This window comes from Streptomyces sp. BR1 (genome assembly GCF_052373795.1).
In the GTDB taxonomy this organism is placed as follows: domain Bacteria; phylum Actinomycetota; class Actinomycetes; order Streptomycetales; family Streptomycetaceae; genus Streptomyces.
Genome location: NZ_CM126252.1, coordinates 4,892,829 through 4,916,295 on the forward strand (window position 1 = coordinate 4,892,829; position 23,467 = coordinate 4,916,295).

The 23,467-nt window shown below is 71.6% G+C and carries 23 protein-coding genes; 19 read left to right on the forward strand and 4 right to left on the reverse strand.

The features are described 5' to 3' along the window. The first annotated feature begins 16 nt into the window (after positions 1-16). The gene (hemW, locus tag ACT1U9_RS21190; protein ID WP_444534251.1) at positions 17-1,249 is read left to right on the forward strand and encodes a radical SAM family heme chaperone HemW; all 1,233 of its coding nucleotides are present in this window, start codon (positions 17-19) and stop codon (positions 1,247-1,249) included. A gap of 135 nt (positions 1,250-1,384) precedes the next feature. Here the strand turns inward: hemW and ACT1U9_RS21195 are convergent, their stop codons facing one another. Together ACT1U9_RS21195 and ACT1U9_RS21200 are read right to left on the reverse strand one after the other, a co-directional pair. After that, a complete protein-coding gene (locus ACT1U9_RS21195) occupies positions 1,385-2,185 on the reverse strand; it encodes a DUF3097 domain-containing protein (RefSeq protein WP_444534252.1) in 801 nt (266 codons plus the stop codon). 39 nt (positions 2,186-2,224) lie between these two features. Further along, complete coding sequence (locus ACT1U9_RS21200; protein ID WP_444534253.1) at positions 2,225-2,953, reverse strand: MBL fold metallo-hydrolase; 729 nt, start codon at positions 2,951-2,953, stop codon at positions 2,225-2,227. A gap of 178 nt (positions 2,954-3,131) precedes the next feature. On the opposite strand from ACT1U9_RS21200, the gene hrcA reads away from it, so the two are divergent. The 8 genes from hrcA to ACT1U9_RS21240 all read left to right on the forward strand — a co-directional run bounded on the left by hrcA (position 3,132) and on the right by ACT1U9_RS21240 (position 10,362). Then, positions 3,132-4,148: a heat-inducible transcriptional repressor HrcA gene (gene hrcA, locus ACT1U9_RS21205; RefSeq protein ID WP_444534254.1), complete on the forward strand. Its 1,017-nt coding sequence runs from the start codon at positions 3,132-3,134 to the stop codon at positions 4,146-4,148. After that, complete coding sequence (gene dnaJ / locus ACT1U9_RS21210; RefSeq protein ID WP_444534255.1) at positions 4,149-5,285, forward strand: molecular chaperone DnaJ; 1,137 nt, start codon at positions 4,149-4,151, stop codon at positions 5,283-5,285. Between the two features lie 187 nt (positions 5,286-5,472). Continuing rightward, entirely contained in the window at positions 5,473-6,555 is a 1,083-nt protein-coding gene (locus tag ACT1U9_RS21215) for a nitronate monooxygenase (RefSeq protein WP_444534256.1), read from the forward strand. Then, positions 6,552-7,304 (forward strand): 16S rRNA (uracil(1498)-N(3))-methyltransferase, encoded by a 753-nt coding sequence (locus ACT1U9_RS21220; RefSeq protein WP_444534257.1) that lies wholly within the window; start codon positions 6,552-6,554, stop codon positions 7,302-7,304. The genes ACT1U9_RS21215 and ACT1U9_RS21220 overlap by 4 nt, the downstream gene beginning before the upstream one ends. Before the next feature lie 65 nt (positions 7,305-7,369). Continuing rightward, positions 7,370-7,906 (forward strand): hypothetical protein, encoded by a 537-nt coding sequence (locus ACT1U9_RS21225; protein ID WP_444534258.1) that lies wholly within the window; start codon positions 7,370-7,372, stop codon positions 7,904-7,906. Between the two features lie 116 nt (positions 7,907-8,022). Next, positions 8,023-8,382, forward strand: coding sequence for a histidine triad nucleotide-binding protein (locus tag ACT1U9_RS21230; protein WP_444534259.1), 360 nt, complete (start codon positions 8,023-8,025; stop codon positions 8,380-8,382). A 6-nt stretch (positions 8,383-8,388) separates the two neighbouring features. Then, positions 8,389-9,300: a ribonuclease Z gene (locus ACT1U9_RS21235; RefSeq protein ID WP_444534260.1), complete on the forward strand. Its 912-nt coding sequence runs from the start codon at positions 8,389-8,391 to the stop codon at positions 9,298-9,300. A 63-nt stretch (positions 9,301-9,363) separates the two neighbouring features. Then, positions 9,364-10,362 (forward strand): adenosine deaminase, encoded by a 999-nt coding sequence (locus ACT1U9_RS21240; protein WP_444534261.1) that lies wholly within the window; start codon positions 9,364-9,366, stop codon positions 10,360-10,362. Positions 10,363-10,698: 336 nt separating this feature from the next. On the opposite strand, the gene ACT1U9_RS21245 is transcribed toward ACT1U9_RS21240, so the two are convergent. Next, complete coding sequence (locus ACT1U9_RS21245; protein ID WP_444534262.1) at positions 10,699-11,880, reverse strand: MFS transporter; 1,182 nt, start codon at positions 11,878-11,880, stop codon at positions 10,699-10,701. Positions 11,881-12,121: 241 nt separating this feature from the next. On the opposite strand from ACT1U9_RS21245, the gene ACT1U9_RS21250 reads away from it, so the two are divergent. The 6 genes from ACT1U9_RS21250 (at position 12,122) to ACT1U9_RS21275 (ending at position 18,072) form a co-directional block, all read left to right on the forward strand. Next, on the forward strand, positions 12,122-13,408 hold the full coding sequence (locus tag ACT1U9_RS21250) for a glucarate dehydratase family protein (RefSeq protein WP_444534263.1): 1,287 nt from the start codon (positions 12,122-12,124) through the stop codon (positions 13,406-13,408). 65 nt (positions 13,409-13,473) lie between these two features. Next, positions 13,474-14,601, forward strand: a complete 1,128-nt coding sequence (locus tag ACT1U9_RS21255) for a carbohydrate kinase family protein (RefSeq protein WP_444534264.1) — start codon at positions 13,474-13,476, stop codon at positions 14,599-14,601. Positions 14,602-14,909: 308 nt separating this feature from the next. After that, positions 14,910-15,926 carry a PhoH family protein gene (locus tag ACT1U9_RS21260; protein WP_188278027.1) on the forward strand — a complete coding sequence of 339 codons (1,017 nt, stop codon included), beginning with the start codon at positions 14,910-14,912 and terminating at the stop codon, positions 15,924-15,926. A gap of 12 nt (positions 15,927-15,938) precedes the next feature. After that, complete coding sequence (ybeY, locus tag ACT1U9_RS21265; protein WP_444534265.1) at positions 15,939-16,436, forward strand: rRNA maturation RNase YbeY; 498 nt, start codon at positions 15,939-15,941, stop codon at positions 16,434-16,436. After that, positions 16,433-17,722, forward strand: a complete 1,290-nt coding sequence (locus ACT1U9_RS21270; RefSeq protein ID WP_444534266.1) for a hemolysin family protein — start codon at positions 16,433-16,435, stop codon at positions 17,720-17,722. Before ybeY ends, ACT1U9_RS21270 begins: the two co-directional genes overlap by 4 nt. Next, complete coding sequence (locus ACT1U9_RS21275; protein WP_444534267.1) at positions 17,719-18,072, forward strand: MmcQ/YjbR family DNA-binding protein; 354 nt, start codon at positions 17,719-17,721, stop codon at positions 18,070-18,072. The genes ACT1U9_RS21270 and ACT1U9_RS21275 overlap by 4 nt, the downstream gene beginning before the upstream one ends. On the opposite strand, the gene ACT1U9_RS21280 is transcribed toward ACT1U9_RS21275, so the two are convergent. Beyond that, positions 18,053-19,498, reverse strand: coding sequence for an MFS transporter (locus ACT1U9_RS21280; protein ID WP_444534268.1), 1,446 nt, complete (start codon positions 19,496-19,498; stop codon positions 18,053-18,055). The genes ACT1U9_RS21275 and ACT1U9_RS21280 overlap by 20 nt on opposite strands. A gap of 170 nt (positions 19,499-19,668) precedes the next feature. On the opposite strand from ACT1U9_RS21280, the gene ACT1U9_RS21285 reads away from it, so the two are divergent. The 4 genes from ACT1U9_RS21285 (at position 19,669) to ACT1U9_RS21300 (ending at position 23,427) form a co-directional block, all read left to right on the forward strand. Then, positions 19,669-20,490: a helix-turn-helix transcriptional regulator gene (locus ACT1U9_RS21285; RefSeq protein ID WP_444539207.1), complete on the forward strand. Its 822-nt coding sequence runs from the start codon at positions 19,669-19,671 to the stop codon at positions 20,488-20,490. Positions 20,491-20,522: 32 nt separating this feature from the next. Then, entirely contained in the window at positions 20,523-20,876 is a 354-nt protein-coding gene (locus ACT1U9_RS21290) for a cytidine deaminase (protein ID WP_444534269.1), read from the forward strand. Between the two features lie 223 nt (positions 20,877-21,099). Next, complete coding sequence (locus ACT1U9_RS21295; RefSeq protein WP_444534270.1) at positions 21,100-22,422, forward strand: beta-xylosidase; 1,323 nt, start codon at positions 21,100-21,102, stop codon at positions 22,420-22,422. A 69-nt stretch (positions 22,423-22,491) separates the two neighbouring features. Then, positions 22,492-23,427, forward strand: coding sequence for a WxL protein peptidoglycan domain-containing protein (locus ACT1U9_RS21300; protein WP_444539208.1), 936 nt, complete (start codon positions 22,492-22,494; stop codon positions 23,425-23,427). The last annotated feature ends 40 nt before the right edge of the window (positions 23,428-23,467 follow it).

Below are 23,467 nucleotides of genomic sequence, written 5' to 3' on the forward strand. Positions count from 1 at the left end.
GGCGGACAATGGGGTCATGCCTTCCGTACTGCCCGATGGTGAGCCCATGCCCGAGGACGGGGCGCTGCCCGGATCCGCCCTTGAGGGCGCGGGGGAGCGGCCGCTCGGCTTCTACCTGCACGTTCCGTACTGCGCCACGCGCTGCGGCTACTGCGACTTCAACACCTACACCGCCACCGAGCTGCGCGGTTCCGGCGGCGTGCTCGCCTCCCGGGACAACTACGCCTCGACCCTGATCGACGAGATCCGCCTCGCCCGCAAGGTGCTGGGCGACGACGACCGTCCGGTCCGTACGGTGTTCGTCGGCGGCGGTACCCCGACGCTGCTCGCGGCCGGTGATCTCGTACGGATGCTGGCGGCGGTACGGGACGAGTTCGGGCTCGCGGACGACGCCGAGGTGACGACGGAGGCGAACCCCGAGTCGGTGGACCGGGCGTATCTGGAGGAGCTGCGGGCCGGGGGCTTCAACCGGGTGTCCTTCGGGATGCAGAGCGCGAAGCAGCACGTACTGAAGATCCTCGACCGTACGCATACGCCCGGGCGGCCCGAGGCGTGTGTCGCCGAGGCGCGGGCGGCGGGGTTCGACCACGTCAACCTGGACCTGATCTACGGGACGCCGGGGGAGTCGGACGACGACTGGCGCGCGTCGCTGGCGGCGGCGGTGGGGGCGGGCCCGGACCACATCTCGGCGTACGCGCTGATCGTCGAGGAGGGTACGCAGCTGGCGCGGCGGATCCGGCGGGGCGAGGTGCCGATGACCGACGACGACGTCCACGCGGACCGGTATCTGATCGCGGACTCGGTGCTGGCGGAGGCGGGCTACTCCTGGTATGAGGTGTCGAACTGGGCCACGTCCGAGGCGGGCCGTTGCCTGCACAACGAGCTGTACTGGCGGGGGGCGGACTGGTGGGGGGCGGGTCCTGGGGCGCACAGTCATGTGGGGGGTGTGCGGTGGTGGAACGTGAAGCATCCGGGGGCGTACGCGTCGGCGCTGGCTGGTGGTCGTACGCCGGGGGCGGGGCGTGAGCTCCTGTCCGCCGAGGACCGCCGGGTGGAGCGCATCCTGCTGGAGCTGCGGCTTCTGTCGGGCTGCGAGCTGTCCCTGCTGCGCCCGACGGGCCTCGCGGCGTCGCGCCGCGCCCTGTCGGACGGCCTCCTCGACCCGGGTCCGTACGCCGAGGGGCGGGCGGTGCTGACGCTGCGGGGGCGGTTGCTCGCGGACGCGGTGGTCCGCGACCTGGTGGATTGACCCCACCCCACCCCTTCCCGAAAGCCTCCGGCGGGTGTCGTTCGTCTGCGGGCCGGTGGGGGCCGTTCGCGCAGTTCCCCGCGCCCCTTGATGGGCCCTTCGGGCCCTCCCAGGGGCGCGGAACCACCGGTGGTCCTACGGCGCCGTCACGAAGTCGATCAGTTCCTCCACCCGGCCCAGCAGCTCCGGCTCCAGGTCCTTGTACGTCCGTACGCCGGACAGGATCCGCTGCCACGCCGCCCCGGAATTCGGTGGCCACCCCAGCGCCGCGCACACCCCCGTCTTCCAGTCCACACCCCGCGGCACCACCGGCCACCCCGCGATCCCCACGGACGCCGGTTTCACCGCCTCCCAGACGTCGATGTAGGGATGCCCGGCCACCAGGACGTGCTCGCCCGTGACCGCCGCCGCGATCCGGGACTCCTTGGAGCCGGGGACCAGGTGGTCGACCAGGACGCCGAGGCGCGCGTCGGGGCCGGGGGCGAAGTCCGCGACGATCGCGGGGAGGTCGTCGATGCCGGAGAGGTATTCGACGACGACGCCCTCGATCCGCAGGTCGTCGCCCCACACCTTCTCGACGAGTTCGGCATCGTGGCGGCCCTCGACATAGATCCGCCCCGCCCGAGCCACCCGCGCCCGCGCCCCGGGCACGGCCACCGACCCCGACGCCGTACGGGCCGGGCGAGCAGGCGCCGCCGACGGGCGGACCAGCGTCACCACCTTGCCCTCCAGCAGGAACCCGCGCGGCGCCAGCGGGAACACCCGGTGCTTGCCGAAGCGGTCCTCCAGCGTCACCGTGCCCGCCTCGCAGCGGATCACCGCCCCGCAGAAGCCGGTCGTCACCTCCTCCACCACCAGATCGGGCTCGGCGGCGACCTCGGGGGCCGGGGCCTGCTTCTTCCAGGGCGGGGTCAGATCCGGGCTGTAGCTGCGCATTCGGATGAGAATACGGGCTGATCACCATCCGACGACGTATTACGACACGCCGAATTGGGCTGCCAGCGTTGCCCGTTGTGCGCGTACGAACGCCGCGTCCACCACCGCCCCGTGCCCCGGCACGTACACCGCGTCCTCCCCGCCCAGCTCAAGCAGCCGGTCCAGCGCCGCCGGCCAGCGCGTGCGGACCGCGTCCGGGCCCGCCTGCGGCTCGCCGGACTCCTCGACCAGGTCGCCGCAGAAGACGATCTCGGGGGAGCCGGGGATCAGCAGGGCGAGGTCGTGGCCGGAGTGGCCCGGGCCCACGTTGGCAAGCAGGACCTGGCGGCCGCCCAGGTCCAGCGTCCACTCGCCGCTCACGAAGTGGTGCGGCGAGACCAGCAGGTCGGCCGCCTCGGCGGCCTGCGCGACGGGGACCCCGTGGGCGGTGGCGTCGGCCTTCATGGCCTCGCCGTCCAGGACCCGGTCGATGCCCACCGCCCCGTACACCTCGCAGCCCGAGAACGCGGCCGTGCCGAGCACATGATCGAAGTGCGGATGGCTGAGCGCGATATGGGTCACGCGGCGCCCGGCGAGCGCCTGCGCCTGGGCGCGCAGTTCGGCGCCCTCGCGCAGCGTGGACCCCGTGTCGTACAGCAGTACCGCCTGGTCGCCGACGACCAGGCCGGCCGTCGCGTCCCAGCCGGGCAGCCGGCGGCGGCCCACGCCGTCGCCCAGGCGCTCCCAGCCGGACTCCTCCCAGCGGATGTCCGTCGTGTCGATGCCCATGACTGCGACGGTATCCCGGGTCACCGGACGCGTCGCCCGACCGCGCCGCGAGCGGCAACGGTGGCCGCCCTTGCTAGGGGTGTACCGGTCGGCCGTACACTGGCCGGGGGAATGCTGGCACTCGAACGCACAGAGTGCCAGGCAGAGCGGCCAGGGACCACAGCTGGAGGTGTGCGCGGTGCTCAGTGAACGCAGACTCGAAGTGCTGCGCGCCATCGTCCAGGACTATGTCGGGACCGAGGAGCCGGTGGGGTCGAAGGCCCTGACCGAGCGCCACGCGCTCGGCGTCTCGCCGGCGACCGTGCGCAACGACATGGCCGTCCTGGAGGAGGAGGGCTTCATCGCCCAGCCTCACACCAGCGCGGGCCGCATCCCCACGGACAAGGGCTACCGGCTGTTCGTCGACAAGCTCGCGGGCGTCAAGCCCATGACGTCGCCGGAGCGGCGGGCCATCCAGAACTTCCTGGACGGGGCCGTCGACCTCGACGACGTGGTGGCGCGCACGGTGCGGCTGCTCGCGCAGCTCACCCGGCAGGTCGCCGTGGTGCAGTACCCGTCGCTGACGCGCTCGACCGTGCGGCATGTGGAACTGCTCTCGCTCGCGCCCGCCAGACTGATGCTGGTGCTCATCACGGACACCGGGCGGGTCGAGCAGCGGTTGGTCGACTGCCCGGCGCCGTTCGGCGAGACCTCGCTCGCGGATCTGCGGGCCCGGCTCAACAGCCGGATCGTGGGGCGGCGCTTCGCGGACGTACCGCAGCTGGTGCAGGACATGCCGGAGTCCTTCGAACCGGAGGACCGAGGAACCGTTTCGACGGTTCTGTCCACCTTGCTGGAAACCCTGGTCGAGGAGACCGAGGAGCGGCTGATGATCGGCGGCACCGCCAATCTGACCCGCTTCGGACATGATTTCCCCCTGACCATTCGGCCGGTGCTGGAGGCACTTGAGGAGCAGGTTGTGCTCCTCAAACTGCTCGGCGAGGCCAAGGAATCGGGCATGACCGTACGTATCGGGCATGAGAACGCCCATGAAGGGCTGAACTCCACGTCCGTCGTCTCGGTCGGCTACGGTTCGGGCGGCGAAGCCGTCGCAAAACTCGGCGTGGTCGGACCGACCCGCATGGATTACCCCGGAACGATGGGAGCGGTACGCGCAGTGGCACGTTACGTCGGACAGATCCTGGCGGAGTCGTAAGTGGCCACGGACTACTACGCCGTACTGGGCGTACGCCGCGACGCATCGCAGGACGAGATCAAGAAGGCGTTCCGGAGACTGGCGAGGGAACTTCACCCCGATGTGAATCCCGACCCCAAGACCCAGGAGCGGTTCAAGGAGATCAACGCCGCTTACGAGGTGCTGTCGGACCCGCAGAAGAAGCAGGTCTACGACCTCGGCGGCGACCCCCTGTCGTCCTCCGGCGGCGGTGGCGCGGGCGGCTTCGGCGCGGGCGGCTTCGGGAACTTCTCGGACATCATGGACGCGTTCTTCGGTACGGCCTCGCAGCGCGGCCCGCGCTCGCGGACCCGTCGGGGCCAGGACGCCATGATCCGCCTGGAGATCGACCTCAACGAGGCGGCCTTCGGGACCACCAAGGAGATCCAGGTCGACACGGCGGTCGTCTGTACGACCTGCTCCGGCGAGGGCGCCGCTCCCGGCACCTCGGCGCAGACGTGTGACATGTGCCGCGGCCGCGGCGAGGTCTCCCAGGTCACCCGGTCCTTCCTCGGCCAGGTCATGACCTCGCGGCCGTGCCCGCAGTGCCAGGGCTTCGGCACCGTGGTGCCGACCCCGTGCCCCGAGTGCGCGGGCGACGGCCGGATCCGTTCGCGGCGCACCCTCACGGTCAAGATCCCGGCCGGTGTGGACAACGGCACCCGGATCCAGCTGGCGGGCGAGGGCGAGGTCGGCCCCGGCGGCGGCCCCGCCGGCGACCTCTATGTGGAGATCCACGAGCTGCCGCACGACGTCTTCCAGCGGCGCGGCGACGATCTGCACTGCACGGTGACCATCCCCATGACGGCGGCGGCGCTCGGCACCAAGGTGCCGCTGCAGACCCTTGACGGCATGGAGGAGGTGGACATCCGCCCGGGCACCCAGTCCGGCCAGTCCATCCCGCTGCACGCACGCGGTGTGACGCATCTGCGCGGCGGCGGCCGGGGCGATCTGATCGTCCACGTCGAGGTCACCACGCCGACCAAGATGGACCCCCAGCAGGAGGACCTGCTGCGCCAGCTCGCCAAGCTGCGCGGCGAGGAGCGCCCGATGGGGCAGTTCCAGCCCGGGCAGCAGGGCCTGTTCTCGCGGCTCAAGGACGCGTTCAACGGCCGCTGACGGCCGGGGGGCCGGGGGTTGTCCCCCGGGTGAGCACAGTCAGCCGGGCCAGCAGGGCCTGTTCTCCCGTCTGAAGGACGCCTTCAACGGCCGCTGACGGCTGTCGGTCCGGGGGTCTCGCCCCCGGACCTTCGCGTCCGGACGGGGGGATTCGGGTACCGGAGCGCACCCGTGGCACGATGCGGGCATGGCTTTGACCGATCTCTGCCGGTATCCGATCGTGCAGGCCCCCATGGCCGGTGGCGTCTCCGCCGCCGGTCTCGCCGCCGCGGTCTGCGAGGCCGGCGGGCTCGGATTCCTGGCCGCCGGGTACAAGACGGCCGACGGGATGTACCAGGAGATCAAGCAGCTGCGGCGGCTCACCGGGCGCCCCTTCGGGGTCAACCTGTTCATGCCGCAGCCCCCGCACACCGACCCCGCGGTCATCGACGTCTACCGGCACCAGCTGGCGGGCGAGGCCACCTGGTACGAGACGCCGCTGGGCGAGGCCGACTCCGGCGGCGACGACGGCTACGAGGCCAAGCTGGCGATCCTGCGCGACGACCCGGTCCCGGCCGTGTCGTTCACCTTCGGCTGCCCCGAGCCCGAGGTGCTCGCCGGATTCGCGGCCGTAGGCACATACACCGTCGTCACCGTGACCACCCCCGACGAGGCGCTGGCCGCGCAGAGCGCCGGGGCCGACGCCGTGTGCGTGCAGGGCATAGAGGCCGGCGGCCACCAGTCGACGCACCGCGACGACCCGCAGGCCGACGGCTCCGGGATCGGGCTGCTCACCCTGATCACCCTGGTCCGCGAGGCCGTACGGCTGCCGATCATCGCGACGGGCGGGCTGATGCGCGGCGCCCAGATCGCGGCGGTGCTCGCGGCGGGCGCGGACGCGGCGCAGCTCGGCACCGCGTTCCTGGCCTGCCCGGAGTCCGGCGCCGACCCGCTGCACAAGCAGGCGCTGACCAACCCCCTTTTCGCCCGTACGGAGTTGACCCGCGCCTTCTCCGGACGGCCGGCCCGCGGCCTGGTCAACCGGTTCATGCGCGAGCACGGGCCGTACGCCCCGGCCGCCTATCCCGAGGTGCACCAGATCACCACCGGACTGCGGCGGGCCGCCGCCGCGGCCGGTGACGCGCAGGGCATGGCCCTGTGGGCGGGCCAGGGCCACCGGCTCGCGCGCGAGCTGCCCGCCGGGCAGCTGGTGGAGGTACTGGCGGCCGAACTGGACGCTTCGCTGGCCGCGTTGGCGGCGGCATCGAGAAACATGAGGAGTGCGTCATGACCGCCCCGGTCTTCGTGGTCGACGGTTTCACAGCGGTGGGACCGGGCGGCCGGTACGTCCTGGACGGGCCCGAGGGGCGGCACGCCGTCTCGGTCAAGCGGCTCGGTCCCGGCGAGGACGTGGTGTTCACCGACGGGCACGGCGACTGGGCCGACGCCGTGGTCCTGGAGACCGAGGGCAAGGACCGTCTCGTCGTCCGGCTCGACTCCGTACGGCACGAGCCCGAGCCGGAGGTGCGGATCACCGTCGTCCAGGCGCTGCCCAAGGGCGACCGGGGCGAGGTCGCCGTGGAGACGATGACGGAGACCGGCGTGGACGCGGTGGTGCCGTGGCAGGCCGCGCGCTGCATCACCCAGTGGAAGGGCGACCGGGGCGCCAAGTCCCTGGCCAAGTGGCGCAGTACGGCCCGTGAGTCGGGCAAGCAGTCGCGCCGGGTGCGGTTCCCGGAGGTACGGGACGCGATGACGACCAAGCAGGTTGTCGCGTTTCTGGCCACGGCTGATTTCGCCGCCGTGCTGCACGAGGACCGGGACGCCCCGAGTGAGGCGCTGGCCACCGCGAAGCTGCCCGAGCGCGGCGAGATCGTCCTGGTGGTGGGCCCGGAAGGCGGTGTGTCGCCGGAGGAGCTGGCGGTCTTCGAGGCGGCGGGCGCCAGGCCGTACCGCCTCGGCCCGAGCGTCCTGCGCACCTCCACGGCGGGCACGGCGGCCGCCGCGTTGCTGATGGGACGCACGGGGCGCTGGGCGTGAGCCGCCCGACGTGACGTCGTAAAGCGGTCTACCGCGTGGGCCGGGCCGGTGGGACGCTGGCGCGTATGGGGGCAAGGAGATACTTACGCGTCCCGCTGCGCCACCGGCGTGCGCTCGCCGCGCTCGGGGTCGTCGCGGTGGCGGGCACGGCCGCCGCGGCCTGCGACCCGGTGGGCGGCATGAGCTCGGCGACCGTCTCGATCACCACCGACAAGACGGCGACGGACAAGCTGAAGCAGGACGGCGTGAACGTCTCGTGGCTGTCCTGTACGGCGAAGGTCAGCGGCACCAGCACCTCGACCCGTAAGCCGTCCCCCTCCTCGACGCACTCGGTCGCCACGGTCGACTGCCGGGGCCGCACCAAGGACAACAAGGCGATCACGGTCACCGGCAAGGTCACCCAGGTCGTCGACGACCGCTGCGTACGCGGCGACCTGACGGCGAAGGTCGGCGACCGCACGGTCTTCAAGGCCACCGTCCTGGGCAACTGCAACGCCCCCGCGCCCACCACGAGCTCGCACCCCAGGCCCACGGGCAAACCGGGCAGCCACCCGACGGCGACGGTCACCGTGACGGTGACGGAGACGTTCCGGGGCAAGTGAGCGGGCCTTTGCGAAGCCAGGTCCCGTACGTTCCCGGAGAGGGCGGCACGTCATCGCGCGGCGAACCTCAGTAGCATGCCCATGAACTGATCACCGCTACCGAGGAGCTCAGGACCGTGGCCGGAGAGCCGCAGGCGGACTGCCTGTTCTGCAAGATCGTCTCGGGGGACGTCCCCGCGACCGTCGTCCGCGAGAGCGAGACCGTCGTCGCCTTCCGGGATATAAACCCCCAGGCCCCGACGCACATCCTCGTCATCCCCCGGGTCCACTACCCGGATGCTGCCTCGCTGGCCGCCGCCGAACCGGCGATCGCCGCCGATCTGCTCCGCGCGGCGGGGGAGATCGCGGGCGAGGAGAAGATCGACGGGAGCGGTTACCGGATCGTCTTCAACACCGGCAGCGGCGCGGGCCAGACGGTCTTCCACGCGCACGCGCATCTGCTCGGCGGCCGCGGCATGCAGTGGCCGCCCGGATAACCGATCGTGTCCGTACGTGAATTGGTGGTGCTCGGCACCGCCAGCCAGGTCCCGACCCGGCACCGCAACCACAACGGCTATCTGCTGCGCTGGGACGGCGAGGGCATCCTCTTCGACCCCGGCGAGGGCACCCAGCGCCAGATGCTGCGGGCCGGGGTGGCCGCCCACGACATCGACCGGATCTGCGTCACGCACTTCCACGGCGACCACTCGCTGGGCCTGGCCGGGGTGATCCAGCGGATCAACCTCGACCGGGTCCCGCACCCCGTCACCGCGCACTACCCGGCGAGCGGGCAGCGCTTCTTCGACCGGCTGCGGTACGCCACGGCCTACCGCGAGACGGTCGAGCTCGGCCAGGTGCCGGTCGAGGGGGAGGGGGCGGTGCTGGCCGCGACCGACGCGTACACGCTGGACGCGCGGCGGCTCTCGCACCCGGTCGAGTCGTACGGCTACCGCATCACCGAGCCGGACCGCCGCCGCATGCTGCCCGCGCTCCTCGCCGAGCGCGGCATCGCCGGGCCGGACGTGGGCCGCCTCCAGCGCGAGGGCGCGGTCGACGGGGTCACGCTCGACGAGGTCAGCGAGATACGGCGCGGCCAGCGGTTCGCGTTCGTCATGGACACCCGCCTCTGCGACGGCGTGCACGCGCTGGCTCAGGGCTGCGACATGCTGGTCATCGAGTCGACGTTCCTGGACGAGGACGTCCAACTGGCCACGGACCACGGCCACTTGACGGCAGGTCAGGCAGCGGTGGTGGCCCGCGACGCGGGCGTACGCCACCTCGTCCTCACCCACTTCTCGCAGCGCTACGCCGACCCGGTCGAGTTCGAACGGCAGGCGCGGGCGGCGGGGTTCGAGGGGGAGCTGACGGTGGCGGAGGACCTGATGAGGGTGCCGCTGCCGAAACGCACGACGTAGACGTACGAGGTTTTCGTACGAGTCTCAGACGCAACGCACGCACCACGTAGGAAGCAGTACTTCATGCCCATCCCCAAGGCCGAACTCCACCTCCACATCGAAGGCACCCTCGAACCCGAGCTCGCCTTCGAGCTGGCCGCGCGCAACGGGGTCCGGCTCCCGTACGCCGACACCGAGGAGCTGCGCAAGGCGTACCTCTTCGACGACCTGCAGTCCTTCCTCGACCTGTACTACTCGCTGATGGCGGTGCTGCGGACGGAGGACGACTTCGAGGCGCTGGCGGAGGCGTATCTGGCGCGGGCTGCGGCGCAGGGGGTGCGGCACGCGGAGATCTTCTTCGACCCGCAGGCGCACACCGCGCGGGGCGTGTCGATCGGGACGGTGGTGGAGGGGCTCGGCCGCGCGCTCGACCGCAGCCGGGAGCGGCACGGCATCTCGACCCGGCTGATCCTCTGCTTCCTGCGGGACCAGTCGGCCGAGTCGGCGCTCGCGACGCTGGACGCGGCGCGGCCGTATCTGCACCGGATCGTGGGCATCGGCCTCGACTCCGCCGAGGTCGGGCATCCGCCGGCGAAGTTCCGCGAGGTGTACGCGGTGGCCTCCGCGCTCGGGTTGCGCAAGGTCGCGCACGCGGGGGAGGAGGGGCCGCCGTCGTACATCACCGAGGCGCTGGACGTGCTCGGCGTCGAGCGGATCGACCACGGGCTGCGGGCGCTGGAGGACCCGGAGCTGGTGGCGCGCCTGGTCCGCGACCGCGTACCGCTGACGCTGTGCCCTCTGTCGAACGTCCGGCTCCGCGCCGTTGACGTTCTGGAGGCACATCCGTTGGGGCGGATGATGGATGCGGGGCTCATGTGCACGGTGAACTCCGACGATCCGGCGTACTTCGGGGGGTACGTGGACGACACGTTCCTCGCGGTGCGGGCCGCGCTGGGGCTCTCGGAATCGCGCCTCCGTGAACTCGCCCGGAACTCGTTCCTGGCGGCGTTCCTGGACGACGAGGAGGGGCTGCGGGAGCGGTACTTGGCGGAGGTGGAGGCGTACGAGTTCGGTACGGGGTGACCCTTTCCCCACCCCGCCCCTTCCCGGCTGTGACATTTTGCGGCTCCGCCGCGTGGCCTGGGCGGGCGGCCGGGTTCTTTGACCGACCGTCGGTGGGGGCTTGTCGCGCAGTTCCCCGCGCCCCTTGATGGGCCCTTCGGGCCCTCCTTAGGGGCGCGGGGCTGTATCGATTTGCGGCTCCGCCGCGTGGGCGCGAGCAACCCAGCGCGGTCCGCAGGCGAAGCGGGGTGCAGGGGGCGCAGCCCCCGCTCGGGGGGCTGGGGGCGTACCCCCTGGGAGAACCCTCCTTCGCCCCCACCCACCCCCGGAGGGTTTAGGGAAGGGGTGGGGAGGGGCCTAAGACGCCAGGGCCACCTCGGGCTCGTCCACGTGTACCGCACCCACCACCGGCCCCCGCCCGGACACCCCCCGCGCCACCGCGGCCAGCGGCCCCGCCACCGTCAGGAGCAGCGCGGCCAGCACCAAACCCATCCCCACGAACCCCGCGTACGACGACAGCAGGCTCCCCGTCAGGGGCCCGCACGCGACGCCGAGCGACGACGCCGAACCCACCAGGACCGCCCACCGCCCCCGAGGATCCAGCGCGGCCCCGAGGCCCAGCAGATACGAGAGCACGACCGGGTAGAAGACGTTCCACAGCATCACTCCGCCCGCGAACGACGACAGATCCCGCGCGGACGAACTCACCACCACGCACCCCGCGATCACCACCGTCCCCACCCCGATCGGCACCGCCCGCCCGAGCCGCAGGCCCAGCGCCCCCGCCCCGCTCACCCCGAGCAGCCCCGCCCCGAGCGCGACGGCGAACACCACGCCGACGGTGACCTCGGAAAGACCCGCCTGAGTGAGGCCGATGCGCCCGCTCACCCCCCACAGCGCGTTCTGCGCCAGGGACCAGCAGAGCATCCCCACGGCCAGCACCGCGCCCGAGCGGCGCCGAGGGAGAGGGGCGGCCGACGCCGCCGAGGGAACCCGCGCCGCACCCGGCCCCGGCAGCCGTCCCGTCACCGGCCACACCACCGCCGCCACCAGCGCGATCGCCGCGAACGGCAGCCCGTGGCCGCCGCCGAGGTGAGGGATCGTCAGATACAGCGCCCCGGCCGTGGCCGAGACGGTCAGCAGGCCGAGCGTGGTCGCCCGGTGGGGGTCGGGCCGCGCGGCCATCCCCGCCGCGGCCACGGCCGTCGCCGTACCGGACCCGAAGCCCCCGACGACCGCGCCCGCCACGACGAGCGGCACGTACGTCGTCAGCGCGCCGCCCCCGTAACCCGCGAACGCGAGCAGGAGCCCGAGCCGGGCCAGGCGCCGCTCCCCGTACCGCTCCACCCGGGACGCCAGCGTGAATCCGGCCGCCGCCGAGCTCAACAGCAGTGTGGAGCCGATGAGTCCGGCCTGGGTGGACGAGAGTCCGAGGCCCGAGGAGAGCCGGCCGACGACGGTCGGGAGCAGATACGCGGCGAGGTAGCCGGCCGCGAAGACGGCGACCAGGGGCCAGGCGGCACGAGGACGTGCGGACATGGGCGTTCCAGGGAGCGGTGCCCGAACGGGCAGATGCCAAAGAGGGGAGATGCGCCCGGTGTTGTACGGGAACGCGGGAGCAATTTGTATCAAGCGCCCTGAGTGCACGAAAGGTGCGGCTGAGTGATCTGGGTCACTTTTTGTTTGCGTTCATGAATGCCGGGTATTCCGCGCGATCCCGATCGGGGTCTCCCGCTGATCCCTTGACCTGGTCTTGTTCACATATCTAGTCTTAGTTCCTGTGGATATACGCGAAGTCCGGCTCACCCCCGTCCTCGTCTCCGACCCCCCACTCCTCAACGTCCAGGGCGTCCACCAGCCGTACACCCCGCGCCTCGTCGTCGAAGTCGTCACCGAGGGCGGTGTCACCGGTGTCGGTGAGACGTACGGCGACACCAAGTACCTTGAACTCGCCCGACCGTACGCCCCGCTGCTGGTCGGCCATGACATCGCCGACCTCAATGGTTTGTTCACACTCATGGACTCGATCGGCGTCGATGAATCTCGTGTCGACGACTCCATCGGCGTCGGTGGGCTGCGCGGGGTGCAGACCGCGGACAAGCTGCGGCTGTCCGTCGTGTCCGCCTTCGAGGTGGCGTGTCTCGACGCGCTCGGCAAGGCCCTCGGTCTGCCCGTCCACACGCTCCTCGGCGGCAAGGTCCGCGACAGCGTGGAGTACAGCGCCTATCTCTTCTACCGGTGGACCGAACACCCGGGCGGGGTGGGCGAGAAGGACGATTGGGGGGCCGCGCTCGACCCCGACGGGATCGTCGCCCAGGCGCGGCGGTTCGTGCGCGAGTACGGGTTCACGTCCTTCAAGCTCAAGGGCGGCGTCTTCCCGCCCGAGCAGGAGATCGCCGCCGTCCGGGCGCTCGCCGACGCCTTCCCCGGGCATCCGCTGCGGCTCGACCCCAACGGCGGCTGGACGCCCGGGACTTCGCTGCGCGTCGCCGCCGAGCTCGCGGACGTACTGGAGTACCTGGAGGACCCGGCGCCCGGCACGCGCGCGATGGCCGAGGTCTCTGCGGGGACGGACATCCCGCTCGCCACCAACATGTGCGTCACGACCTTCCCCGAGATCCGTGAGGCGTTCGCCACCGACGCCGTGCAGGTCGTCCTCAGCGACCACCACTACTGGGGCGGGCTGCGCCGCACCCAGGAGCTGGCGGCGGTCTGCCGCACGTTCGGGGTGGGTCTGTCCATGCACTCCAACACCCATATGGGCATCAGCCTCGCCGCGATGACGCACGTCGCCGCCACCGTCCCCAACCTCGACTACGCCTGCGACAGCCACTACCCGTGGCAGAGCGAGGACGTGATCACCGCTCGCCATGTCTTCCGGGACGGGCGGCTCGCCGTCTCCGACGCCCCCGGGCTCGGCGTCGAGCTCGACCGGGACGTCCTCGACCGGCTCCACCGGCGTTGGCTGGAGGACGACGGGAGCATGCGTGACCGCGACGACGCCGCCGCGATGCGCCGGGCGCCCGGGCACGCGGAATGGCGGACTCCGGCGCTGCCGCGCTGGTAGGGCGAGTCCCGTGCGAGCCGGATCGGGCACACTGGCCAGATCCGTACGCGAACGGGGAGCCCGCTGTGACCACATCCCGCAGAGAGCAGAGCGACCAGTACCCCGGGTCGGGCCACAGTGCCGGTGTCGACCCGCTGGACAAGCTGCGCCGGCCCCGCGACCCGGACTGCGACGTCTTCCTGACCGGCACGGTCTTCCTCGACATCATCTTCACCGGCCTGGACTCCGCCCCCGTGCGCGGTACGGAGTCCTGGGCGCGTGGCATGGGATCGAGCCCCGGCGGCGTCGCCAACATGGCCATCGCGCTGTCCCGGCTCGGCCTGCGCACGTCGCTGGCGGCGGCGTTCGGCGACGACCACTACGGCGAGTACTGCTGGGACGCGCTTGAGCAGGGCGAGGGCATCGATCTGTCGCTGTCGCGGACCGTGCCCGGCTGGCACTCGCCGGTCACCGTCTCCATGGCGTACGAGGGCGAGCGGACGATGGTCTCGCACGGGCACGAGGCGCCTCCGGAGGAGTCCGCGCCCGCGTGCCCGCCACGCGCGCGTGCCGCGATCGCCTCGCTGGTGCCGGGGCGGTGCGAGGAGTGGATCGAGGGCGCCGCCCGGAACGGGTCGCGGATCTTCGCGGATGTCGGCTGGGACGACACGGGGCACTGGGACCTGGCGGGTCTTGCCGGGCTCGAACACTGCGAGGCGTTTCTGCCCAACGCGGGGGAGGCGATGCGGTACACCCGGACCGACTGCCCGCGTGCGGCCGCGCGCGCCCTGGCGGAGAAGGTGCCGGTGGCTGTGGTCACTCTTGGCGCGGAGGGCGCGTACGCGGTGGACGGGTCGACCGGGGAGACCGCGGAGGTGCCCGCGATCGCGGTGGAGGCGCTCGATCCCACGGGGGCGGGGGATGTGTTCGTGGCGGGGTTCGTCACCGGGACGCTCGCGGGGTGGCCGTTGGCGGATCGGCTTGCCTTCGCGGGGCTTACGGCTGCGCTGTCCGTGCAGGAGTTCGGCGGGTCGTTGTCGGCGCCCGGGTGGGCCGAGATCGCCGGGTGGTGGCAGCAGGTGCGGACGTTCGAGGACCAGGATCCGGCTGCGCTGCGGCGGTACGCGTTCCTGGAGGGGTTGCTGCCGGGGGCGGCTCGGCCGTGGCCGCTTCGTCGGGCCGTGCCGACCATTGGCTTCCGGCACCCGGTTTAGCCCCCTCCCGGAGGTGCGGTGTTCGGCTGCGGACCGTGGCGGGCTGGTCGCGCCCACGCGGCGGAGCCGCAAATGTCACAGCCCCGCGCCCCTTAAGTGACCCGGGGCCGTAGCGATCGCCCGAATCCCCTGCGCCCATAAGCAGCCCGGGAACGCCCCTGCGCCGAACACCCCGCGCCCCTTGGATGAACCCCCGCTCGAAAACCCCTCGGACGTGTCAGTGGCAGGTCGTAGGCTTGGTATTCCAGAGGTTGTCGAGCAGCGAGAACCCTGCAACGGGAGGTATGCGCAGGCCACAGAGCCGGCCCATGACTCAGACACCCACACAGCCGCAGGCGAGTGCCCAGATCAAGGTCCCTGCCAAGCACCCGATGGTGATGCTGCTCGGATCCGGCGACTCGCTGCTGCGCGTGATCGAGAAGGCTTTCCCGGCGGCCGACATCCATGTCCGGGGCAATGAGATCAGTGCCACGGGGGACCCGGCGGAAGTCGCGCTCATCCAGCGCCTGTTCGACCAGATGATGCTGGTGCTCCGCACCGGTCAGCCGATGACGGAGGACGCAGTGGAACGGTCGATCGCCATGCTCAGGGCGAGCGAGAACGGCAAGGCGGAGGACGGCCACGAGACCCCGGCCGATGTGCTGACCCAGAACATCCTCTCCAGCCGTGGCCGCACGATCCGGCCCAAGACCCTCAACCAGAAGCGGTACGTCGACGCGATCGACAAGCACACGATCGTCTTCGGCATCGGCCCCGCCGGTACCGGAAAGACCTATCTCGCCATGGCGAAGGCGGTCCAGGCCCTGCAGTCCAAGCAGGTCACGCGGATCATCCTGACCCGGCCCGCCGTCGAGGCGGGCGAGCGCCTCGGCTTCCTGCCGGGCACGCTCTACGAGAAGATCGACCCGTATCTGCGCCCGCTCTACGACGCGCTGCACGACATGCTGGACCCGGAGTCGATCCCCCGGCTGATGGCGGCGGGCACCATCGAGGTCGCCCCGCTGGCGTACATGCGCGGCCGTACGCTCAACGACGCCTTCATCATTCTGGACGAGGCACAGAACACCAGCGCCGAGCAGATGAAGATGTTCCTGACCAGGCTCGGTTTCGACTCGAAGATCGTCATCACGGGTGACATCACCCAGGTCGACCTGCCGAGCGGCACGAAGAGCGGGCTGCGGCAGGTCCAGGAGATCCTGGAGGGTGTCGAGGACGTCCACTTCTCCCGGCTCACGTCGCAGGACGTCGTCCGGCACAAGCTCGTCGGCCGTATCGTCGACGCGTACGAGAAGTACGACAGCCAGCAGGACCGCAACGGGAAGTAGTCAGAGCGCACCATGTCGATCGACGTCAACAACGAGTCCGGAACCGAGGTCGACGAGCAGGCGATCCTCGACATCGCCCGCTACGCCCTCACGCGGATGCGGATCCACCCGCTCTCCGAGCTCTCGGTGATCGTCGTGGACGCCGAGGCCATGGAGCAGCTGCACATCCAGTGGATGGACCTGCCCGGTCCGACCGATGTCATGTCCTTCCCGATGGACGAGCTGCGTCCGCCGATGAAGGACGACGAGGAGCCCCCGCAGGGGCTCCTCGGTGACATCGTGCTCTGCCCCGAGGTCGCCACCAAGCAGGGCGAGGACGCGCCGACGAAGCACTCGATGGACGAGGAGCTCCAGCTCCTGACCGTCCACGGGGTGCTGCACCTGCTGGGTTACGACCACGAGGAGCCGGACGAGAAGGCCGAGATGTTCGGCCTCCAGGCGGCGATCGTGGACGGCTGGCGGGCGGAGAAGGGCTTCACCGGCCCCTCCCCGGCGCCGACCGTCTCATGACCGGGCAACTGCTCTTCGGGGCGGTCGCCCTGGTCGTCGTCGCCTGGCTCGCCGCGTGCGCGGAGGCCGGGATCGCCCGTACGTCGTCGTTCCGCGCGGCCGAGGCCGTACGGTCCGGGCGGCGCGGGGCGGCCAGGCTCGCCCAGGTGGCCGCCGACCCGACGCGCTATCTCAATGTGGCCCTGCTGGTGCGGGTCGCCTGCGAGATGGCGGCCGGGGTGCTCGTCACGTACGTCTGTCTCAACGAGTTCGACAGGACCTGGGCGGCGCTGGTCGTCGCCATCGCGGTGATGGTGCTCGTCTCGTATGTCGCCGTCGGCGTCTCGCCGCGCACCATCGGCCGCCAGCACCCGCTGAACACGGCGACGGCGGCCGCGTATGTGCTGCTGCCGCTGGCCAGGATCATGGGCCCGGTCCCGCAGCTCCTGATTCTGCTCGGCAACGCGCTCACCCCCGGAAAGGGCTTCCGCAAGGGCCCGTTCGCCTCCGAGGCCGAGCTGCGGGCGATGGTGGACCTCGCCGAGCAGGAGTCCCTGATCGAGGACGAGGAGCGCCGTATGGTGCACTCGGTCTTCGAGCTGGGCGACACGCTGGTGCGCGAGGTGATGGTGCCCCGCACCGACCTCGTCTGCATCGAGCGCTACAAGACGATCCGTCAGGCGCTGACCCTCGCGCTGCGCTCGGGCTTCTCCCGTATCCCGGTGACCGGCGAGAACGAGGACGACATCGTCGGGATCGTGTACCTCAAGGACCTGGTCCGCAAGACGCACATCAACCGGGACTCCGAGGCGGACCTGGTCTCGACGGCCATGCGCCCCGCCGTGTTCGTGCCCGACACCAAGAACGCCGGTGACCTGCTGCGCGAGATGCAGCAGGACCGCAACCACGTCGCCGTCGTGATCGACGAGTACGGCGGCACGGCCGGCATCGTCACCATCGAGGACATCCTGGAGGAGATCGTCGGGGAGATCACCGACGAGTACGACCGGGAGCTGCCGCCGGTCGAGGAGCTCTCCAACGGCCGCTTCCGGGTCACCGCGCGCCTCGACATCACCGACCTCGGCGAGCTGTTCGGGCTCGACGAGTACGACGACGAGGACGTGGAGACGGTCGGCGGGCTGCTCGCCAAGGCGCTCGGCCGGGTGCCGATCGCGGGCGCCACGGCCGTGGTGGACCTGCCGGACGGGCGGGTGCTGCGGCTGACCGCCGAGTCCCCGGCGGGCCGCCGGAACAAGATCGTCACGGTCCTCGTCGAGCCCGTACCGGTCAAGGAGGAGGACGTATGAACCCCCAGGAACTCAGGGCCTTCTGCCTGGAGTTCAACGCGGTGACGGAGGAGTTCCCCTTCGACACCGAGACCTCGGTCTTCAAGGTCCTCGGCAAGATGTTCGCGCTGAGCAACCTGGGCGGCTCGCCGCTGACCGCCAACCTCAAGTGCGACCCGGACGACGCGGTACGGCTGCGCGAGGAGTACGCGGCGATCGTGCCGGGCTGGCACATGAACAAGCGGCACTGGAACACGGTGGACGTGGAGCAGCTCCCGGACCAATTGGTCCGGGAGCTGATCGAGGACTCGTACGACCTGGTGGTGGCCGGTCTCCCGAAGGCCGAACGGCTCAAGCTCGACCGGCCGTGACCTCCTGGGAGGCGCGGCGGCCAAGGCCGACCGCCACCAGGGCCGCCGCCGCGACCACGATCACCGCGTCGATGAGCAGGACCGTGCGCACCCCGTCGAACAGGCTGCCCTGGGTGGTGGCGAGGACGCCGAGCAGCGGGATGCCGATGGTGATGCCGACCTGCTGGGTGGTGGTGACCAGACCGGTCGCCAGGCCCTGCTCCTCGTCCGGGACACCGCTGGTGACGGTCAGCCCGTACGAGATGATCGCGCCCAGGTGGAACATGCTGGCCAGCGAGACGGCGGCGGTGGCGAGCAGCGCGCCCGAGCCGGAGCCGATGCCGAGCAGCGCGGCGATGAACAGGCCCTGGCCGAGCAGCGAGAAGATCAGGGTGCGGCGGGCGCCGAAGCGGCCGATGACCTTCGGGGCGAGGGTGCCGGCGACGGCCGACAGGACGCCCTGGACACCGAAGACCAGACCCGTCTGGAAGGACGAGAGGCCCAGGACCTCCTGGAGGTAGAGGGTCAGTACGAAGACGACCGTCGACATCATCGAGAAGGTGACCAGACCGGCCAGGTTGCCCCACGCCACCGTGCGGCGCTTCAGCATCGGCAGCGAGACCAGCGGGGCGACCGCCTTCGACTCGACCGCGACGAACGCGGCGAGCAGCGCGAGGCCGACGACCAGCGTCCCCCAGACGTCCGCGCCGCCGAAGCCGCGCTGGGCCGCTGTCGACAGGGCGTAGATCACCGCGAGCAGACCGCCGGTGACGGTGACCGCGCCGGGCACGTCCAGACGCGGGCGCTCGCCGGTGGTGCGGGACTCGGGCAGCAGGCCGGGGGCCAGGACCAGGACGATCACCGCGGCGACCGCGAGCAGGCCCATCGTGGAGCGCCAGCCCAGCGTGTCGGTCATGACCCCGCCGAGCACCATGCCGACGGTGAAGCCGAGCGAGAGCAGCGTTCCGCTGATGCCCAACGCCCGGTCGCGCTGCGGTCCTTCGGGGAAGGTGGTGGTCAGCAGGGACATGCCGGTCGGCACGATCACCGCGGCGCCGAGGCCCTGGAGGGCGCGGCCGGTGAGGAACGACGCCGGGTCCCAGGCGAGCGTGGCGAGCAGCGAGGCCGCGCCGAACAGGGCGAGCCCGGTCAGGAACAGCTTCTTGCGGCCGAACAGGTCGGCGATCCGGCCGAACAGCAGCAGGAAGCCGCCGGACGGCAGGGCGAAGGCGGTGACCGCCCACTGCAGGGCGGACTGGGAGAGGCCCAGGTCGTCGCCGAGGACGGGCAGGGCCACGTTCAGTACGGAGAAGTCGAGCGCCACCATGAACTGGGCGGCGCAGAGCACGAACAGGACCAGCTTCGCCCGGCCCGAGAGCCGGTTGTCCTCCGGGTCCTGCGTGAGCACCGGCGCGGTGGCCGCTGCGGTGTGGGTGTCGATTGCCATGGCCACAGCCTGGCGGCCCGGGAATGCCCGTGGAGAGAGGGAACTTATCCTGTTGGTGGCACCACCAGGCAGGACCGGTGGTGCTCAACGGGCAGTCGACGAGGGGGAGTACGTACGTGGCCACGCCGATCGGCAACGCCTCGCGCCGCACCGAGCTGCGCGAGTTCCTGATGAACCGGCGGGCCAGGATCAGCCCGACGCAGGCCGGACTGCCCGACGGCGGCGCCCGCCGGCGCACCCCGGGCCTGCGCCGCGAGGAGGTCGCCGTGCTCGCCGGGGTCGGTGTCTCCTGGTACCAGTGGCTGGAGCAGGGGCGCGACATCACGGTCTCCCCGCAGGTCCTGGACTCGGTGGGCAAGGTCCTCAAGCTGACCAGCGCCGAGCGCCGCACCCTGTACGTGCTGGCCGGCCTCAACCCGCCCGCGCCCGAGGTCGATCCGGCCGACGCCGACATGTGCCAGGGACTGCAACGGCTCATCGACGCCTGGATGCCGTTCCCCGCGCACATCATGGACGCGTACTGGAACACCGTGATGTACAACGACGCGGCCGCGCTGGTGCTCGGCCTGCGGCCGGAGATCGTGCAGAACTGCCTGATCGCGTTCTTCACCGACCCCGTCTACCGGTCCCGCTCCACGTGCTGGGAGGAGCTCGCGGTGAACGTGGTCGCCCAGTACCGGGCCGCCGCCTCGGAGCGGCCCGGCGACGAGGGGTTCGGGGCGGTGATCGAGGAGGCGACGCGGCTCTCCCCGGAGTTCGCCGAGCTGTGGGAGCGCCGCGACATCCTGCCCGGCGGCCAGGTCCGCAAGGAGTTCCAGCACGAGGTGGTGGGCACGCTGCTGGTGGAGTCCACGCAGCTGCGCATCCCCGCCCGCCCGGACCTCACGATCGTGCTGCACACCCCGCTGCCGGAGACCGACACCGCCGCCAAGCTGGAGTGGCTGACCTCGCCCCAGGGACGGCGCGGCTCGATGTACCCGGTGGCGGGCTGAGCGACCGTATCGCCGCTCCTTATGCTCGGGGCATGACTCAGAGCACCGAACTCGACCCCGAGGACCGCAAGATCATCACCCTGGCGCGCAGCGCCCGGGCCCGCAACGGGGTGGCCGAGGGCGCGGCCGTACGGGATGAGACCGGGCGTACGTACGTCGCCGGAACCGTCGAGCTGGACTCGCTGAAGCTCTCCGCGCTGCGGACCGCCGTCGCGATGGCGGTGGCCAGCGGGGCCAGGTCCCTGGAGGCGGCGGCCGTGGTCACCGAGGCCCCGGGCGCCTCGGACGAGGACCGGGCGGCGGTGGCGGACCTCGGCGGGGCGGCCACGCCCGTGCTGGTGGCGGGGCCGGACGGGGAGCTGCGCAGCACGGTCGCGGCGGGCTGAGCCGGACGCGCCGTGGGGAAGGGGCGGCGGGTCGATCTCCGAGGATGTTGCGGAGGCTGATCTACCGCTCCTGACCTGCGGGAACGCGGATCTTGACAGTATCTGATGGCCCATCAGTCGGTGGATTTCGATTCCATTGACTTCTTTTCGCGCCCCCTCGTGAATGGCTCCCTGCCGGCGCAGCCGAGCCGCTGCTGCGCCACAACCGCAGAGGAGGGCAGTCATGCCTTCACCACGAAGACGGCGCAACTGGGCCGCCGTACTGGGAGCCGCGGCGCTCATGGCCGGAACGGGAGCGCTTATCGCGCCCGCGCAGGCCCTGGCCGCGACGCCCGTCGACTTCGCCACACACTGCGTACCACCGCCGATCGCCAACATCCCGCCGATCGACGGCACCACGTCCGCCCAGATCACCGTCGACAACGCCACACCCAAGGTCGGCGACACGGTGACCGTGACGTACACCGTCACCAAGCCCGCCGCCGGCAACCCGGTGGACATCGCGCTGCCCGCCGACATCATGACCCCCACCGGAAAGGTCGCCCTGGGCGGTGCGCAGACCGGCGCCGTCACGGTCGCCGGACCCAAGAAGAACGACCCGGTGCCGGGCAAGGGCGCGTTCCCGGCGTTCTCCATGACCGGTACGTTCACCGTCAGCGCACCCGGCGCGATCACCCTGTCGCCCGGTGACTACAACATCCACACCAGCTACATCATGGAGCTTGACACCCCCTGTACGGTCACCAACCCGCCCGCGCCCGTCTCCGAGACGGTCACCGCGACCGGCGGCGGCCAGACCAACCAGCGGGCCGTCCAGCTCGGCACCGCCTCCGGCAAGCCCGGCGACAGCGTCACCGTCACCGGGTCCAAGTTCACCGCGGGCGCGACCGTGACGGTCGTGGGCCGGGCCGGGGCCGCCGAGACCGCCGACAAGAGGACCGTGACGGCGGACGCGCAGGGCGCGTTCTCCACCGCCCTGACGGTCAACGACAAGGCGACCAGCGGCATCGTCGCCTACGAAGGCGCGAGCTGGAGCGCCGACAAGGGCGCGGGACCGTCGGCGTACACCGTCGTCGACAACACCCCGACCCCGCCGAACAGCCAGAAGCTCAGCTCCGCGGTCAAGGCGGGCACGCTCTCCATGACCCAGGCAGGCGACGCCGTCTCGATGGACGCCGTCGACTTCGGCAAGGGCGGCGCCTCCAACGGCTCGCTGAAGACGGTGACGGTCCAGGACTTCCGCGGCGGCCCCGCGGGCTGGTCCCTGACCGGCAAGGTCACCGACTTCACCGGTCCCGCCGGGGCGAAGATCGACGCCTCGAAGCTCGGCTGGACCCCGGCCTGCGCCACCAAGGCCGGTTCCCCGTCGACCTGTGCGGCGGGCTCGGCGGGCACCGTGGGCAGCGCGGGCGCGACGCTCGCGACCACGCCCAACGCGGCGCTCACCGGCGGTGAGTTCACCGTCGACGCCAAGGTCTCGCTGACCGTCCCGGCGTACACCGCACCCGGCACGTACGCGGGTGTGCTCACCCTCACGCTGGCCTGAGCCGGTATGCATCAACCCGTGGGCCGGGCGCGCACCCGGCCGGCCCACCCGTCCCCGGGGGTCCCGACCGTGCGCAAGCTGTACGTACTCCTCCTCGCCGCGGCCCTCCTGCTGCTCGCCCCGCCCGCGCGGGCCGCCGACAACGGCAACTGGGCCGTCTTCCCCGCCTCCACGGCAGCAGCCCAGCGCCCGTACTTCTACCTCTCGGCCTCACCCGGCACCACGCTGGCCGACAAGGTGACCGTCACCAACAAGACCGCCGCGCCCATGACCTTCCGGCTCTACGGGGCCGACGCGTACAACACCGAACGCGACGGCGGATTCGCGGTGCGCACCCAGCGCGAGACCCAGCGCGGGGTCGGCGCCTGGACCAAGCCGGACCGCACGTCCGTCACCGTCCCCGCGCACGCCTCGGTCACCGTGCCGTTCACCGTCACCGTCCCGGCCGACGCCGAACCCGGCGACCATCCGGGCGCGCTCGTCGCGCTCGACGAGAAGATCGCGGCCGGGCAGGGGCAGCTTGCCATGGGCGTCCAGCAGGCCGTCGGCGCGCGCGTCTATCTGCGGGTGAGCGGCCCGGCCGTGCCCGCGCTCGCGGTCGAGGACGTCTCGCTCGCCCAGCACCGCCCGCTGGTGCCCGGCACCGGTACGAGCCGGAGCGTCATCTCGTACACCCTGCACAACCGGGGAAACGTCACGCTCAACCCGAAGGTCGAGCTCAAGGCGAAGGGCCTGTTCGGGCGTACGCTCCTGAGCCGCGCCCTGACCCGGATACCGGCCGAGCTGCTGCCCGGCCAGAAGGTCCGCCTCAGCGAGCCGTGGTCGGGCTCGCCGCAGCTGGACTGGGGTGATGTCTCCCTCACCGCGAGCGCCAAGGACACCACCGGCTCGGGCGGCGCGTCCTTCCTCGCGCTGCCGTGGCTCGCGGTCGGCGTGCTGGTGGCGGCGCTCGCGGCGGGGGTCGTGGGGTGGCGGCTGCGGCGGGTGCGGGCGCGGCGATCCTGAGTCCGCGCCGGGCGCGTGCGGCGGGGCCGTGCGGATCGGG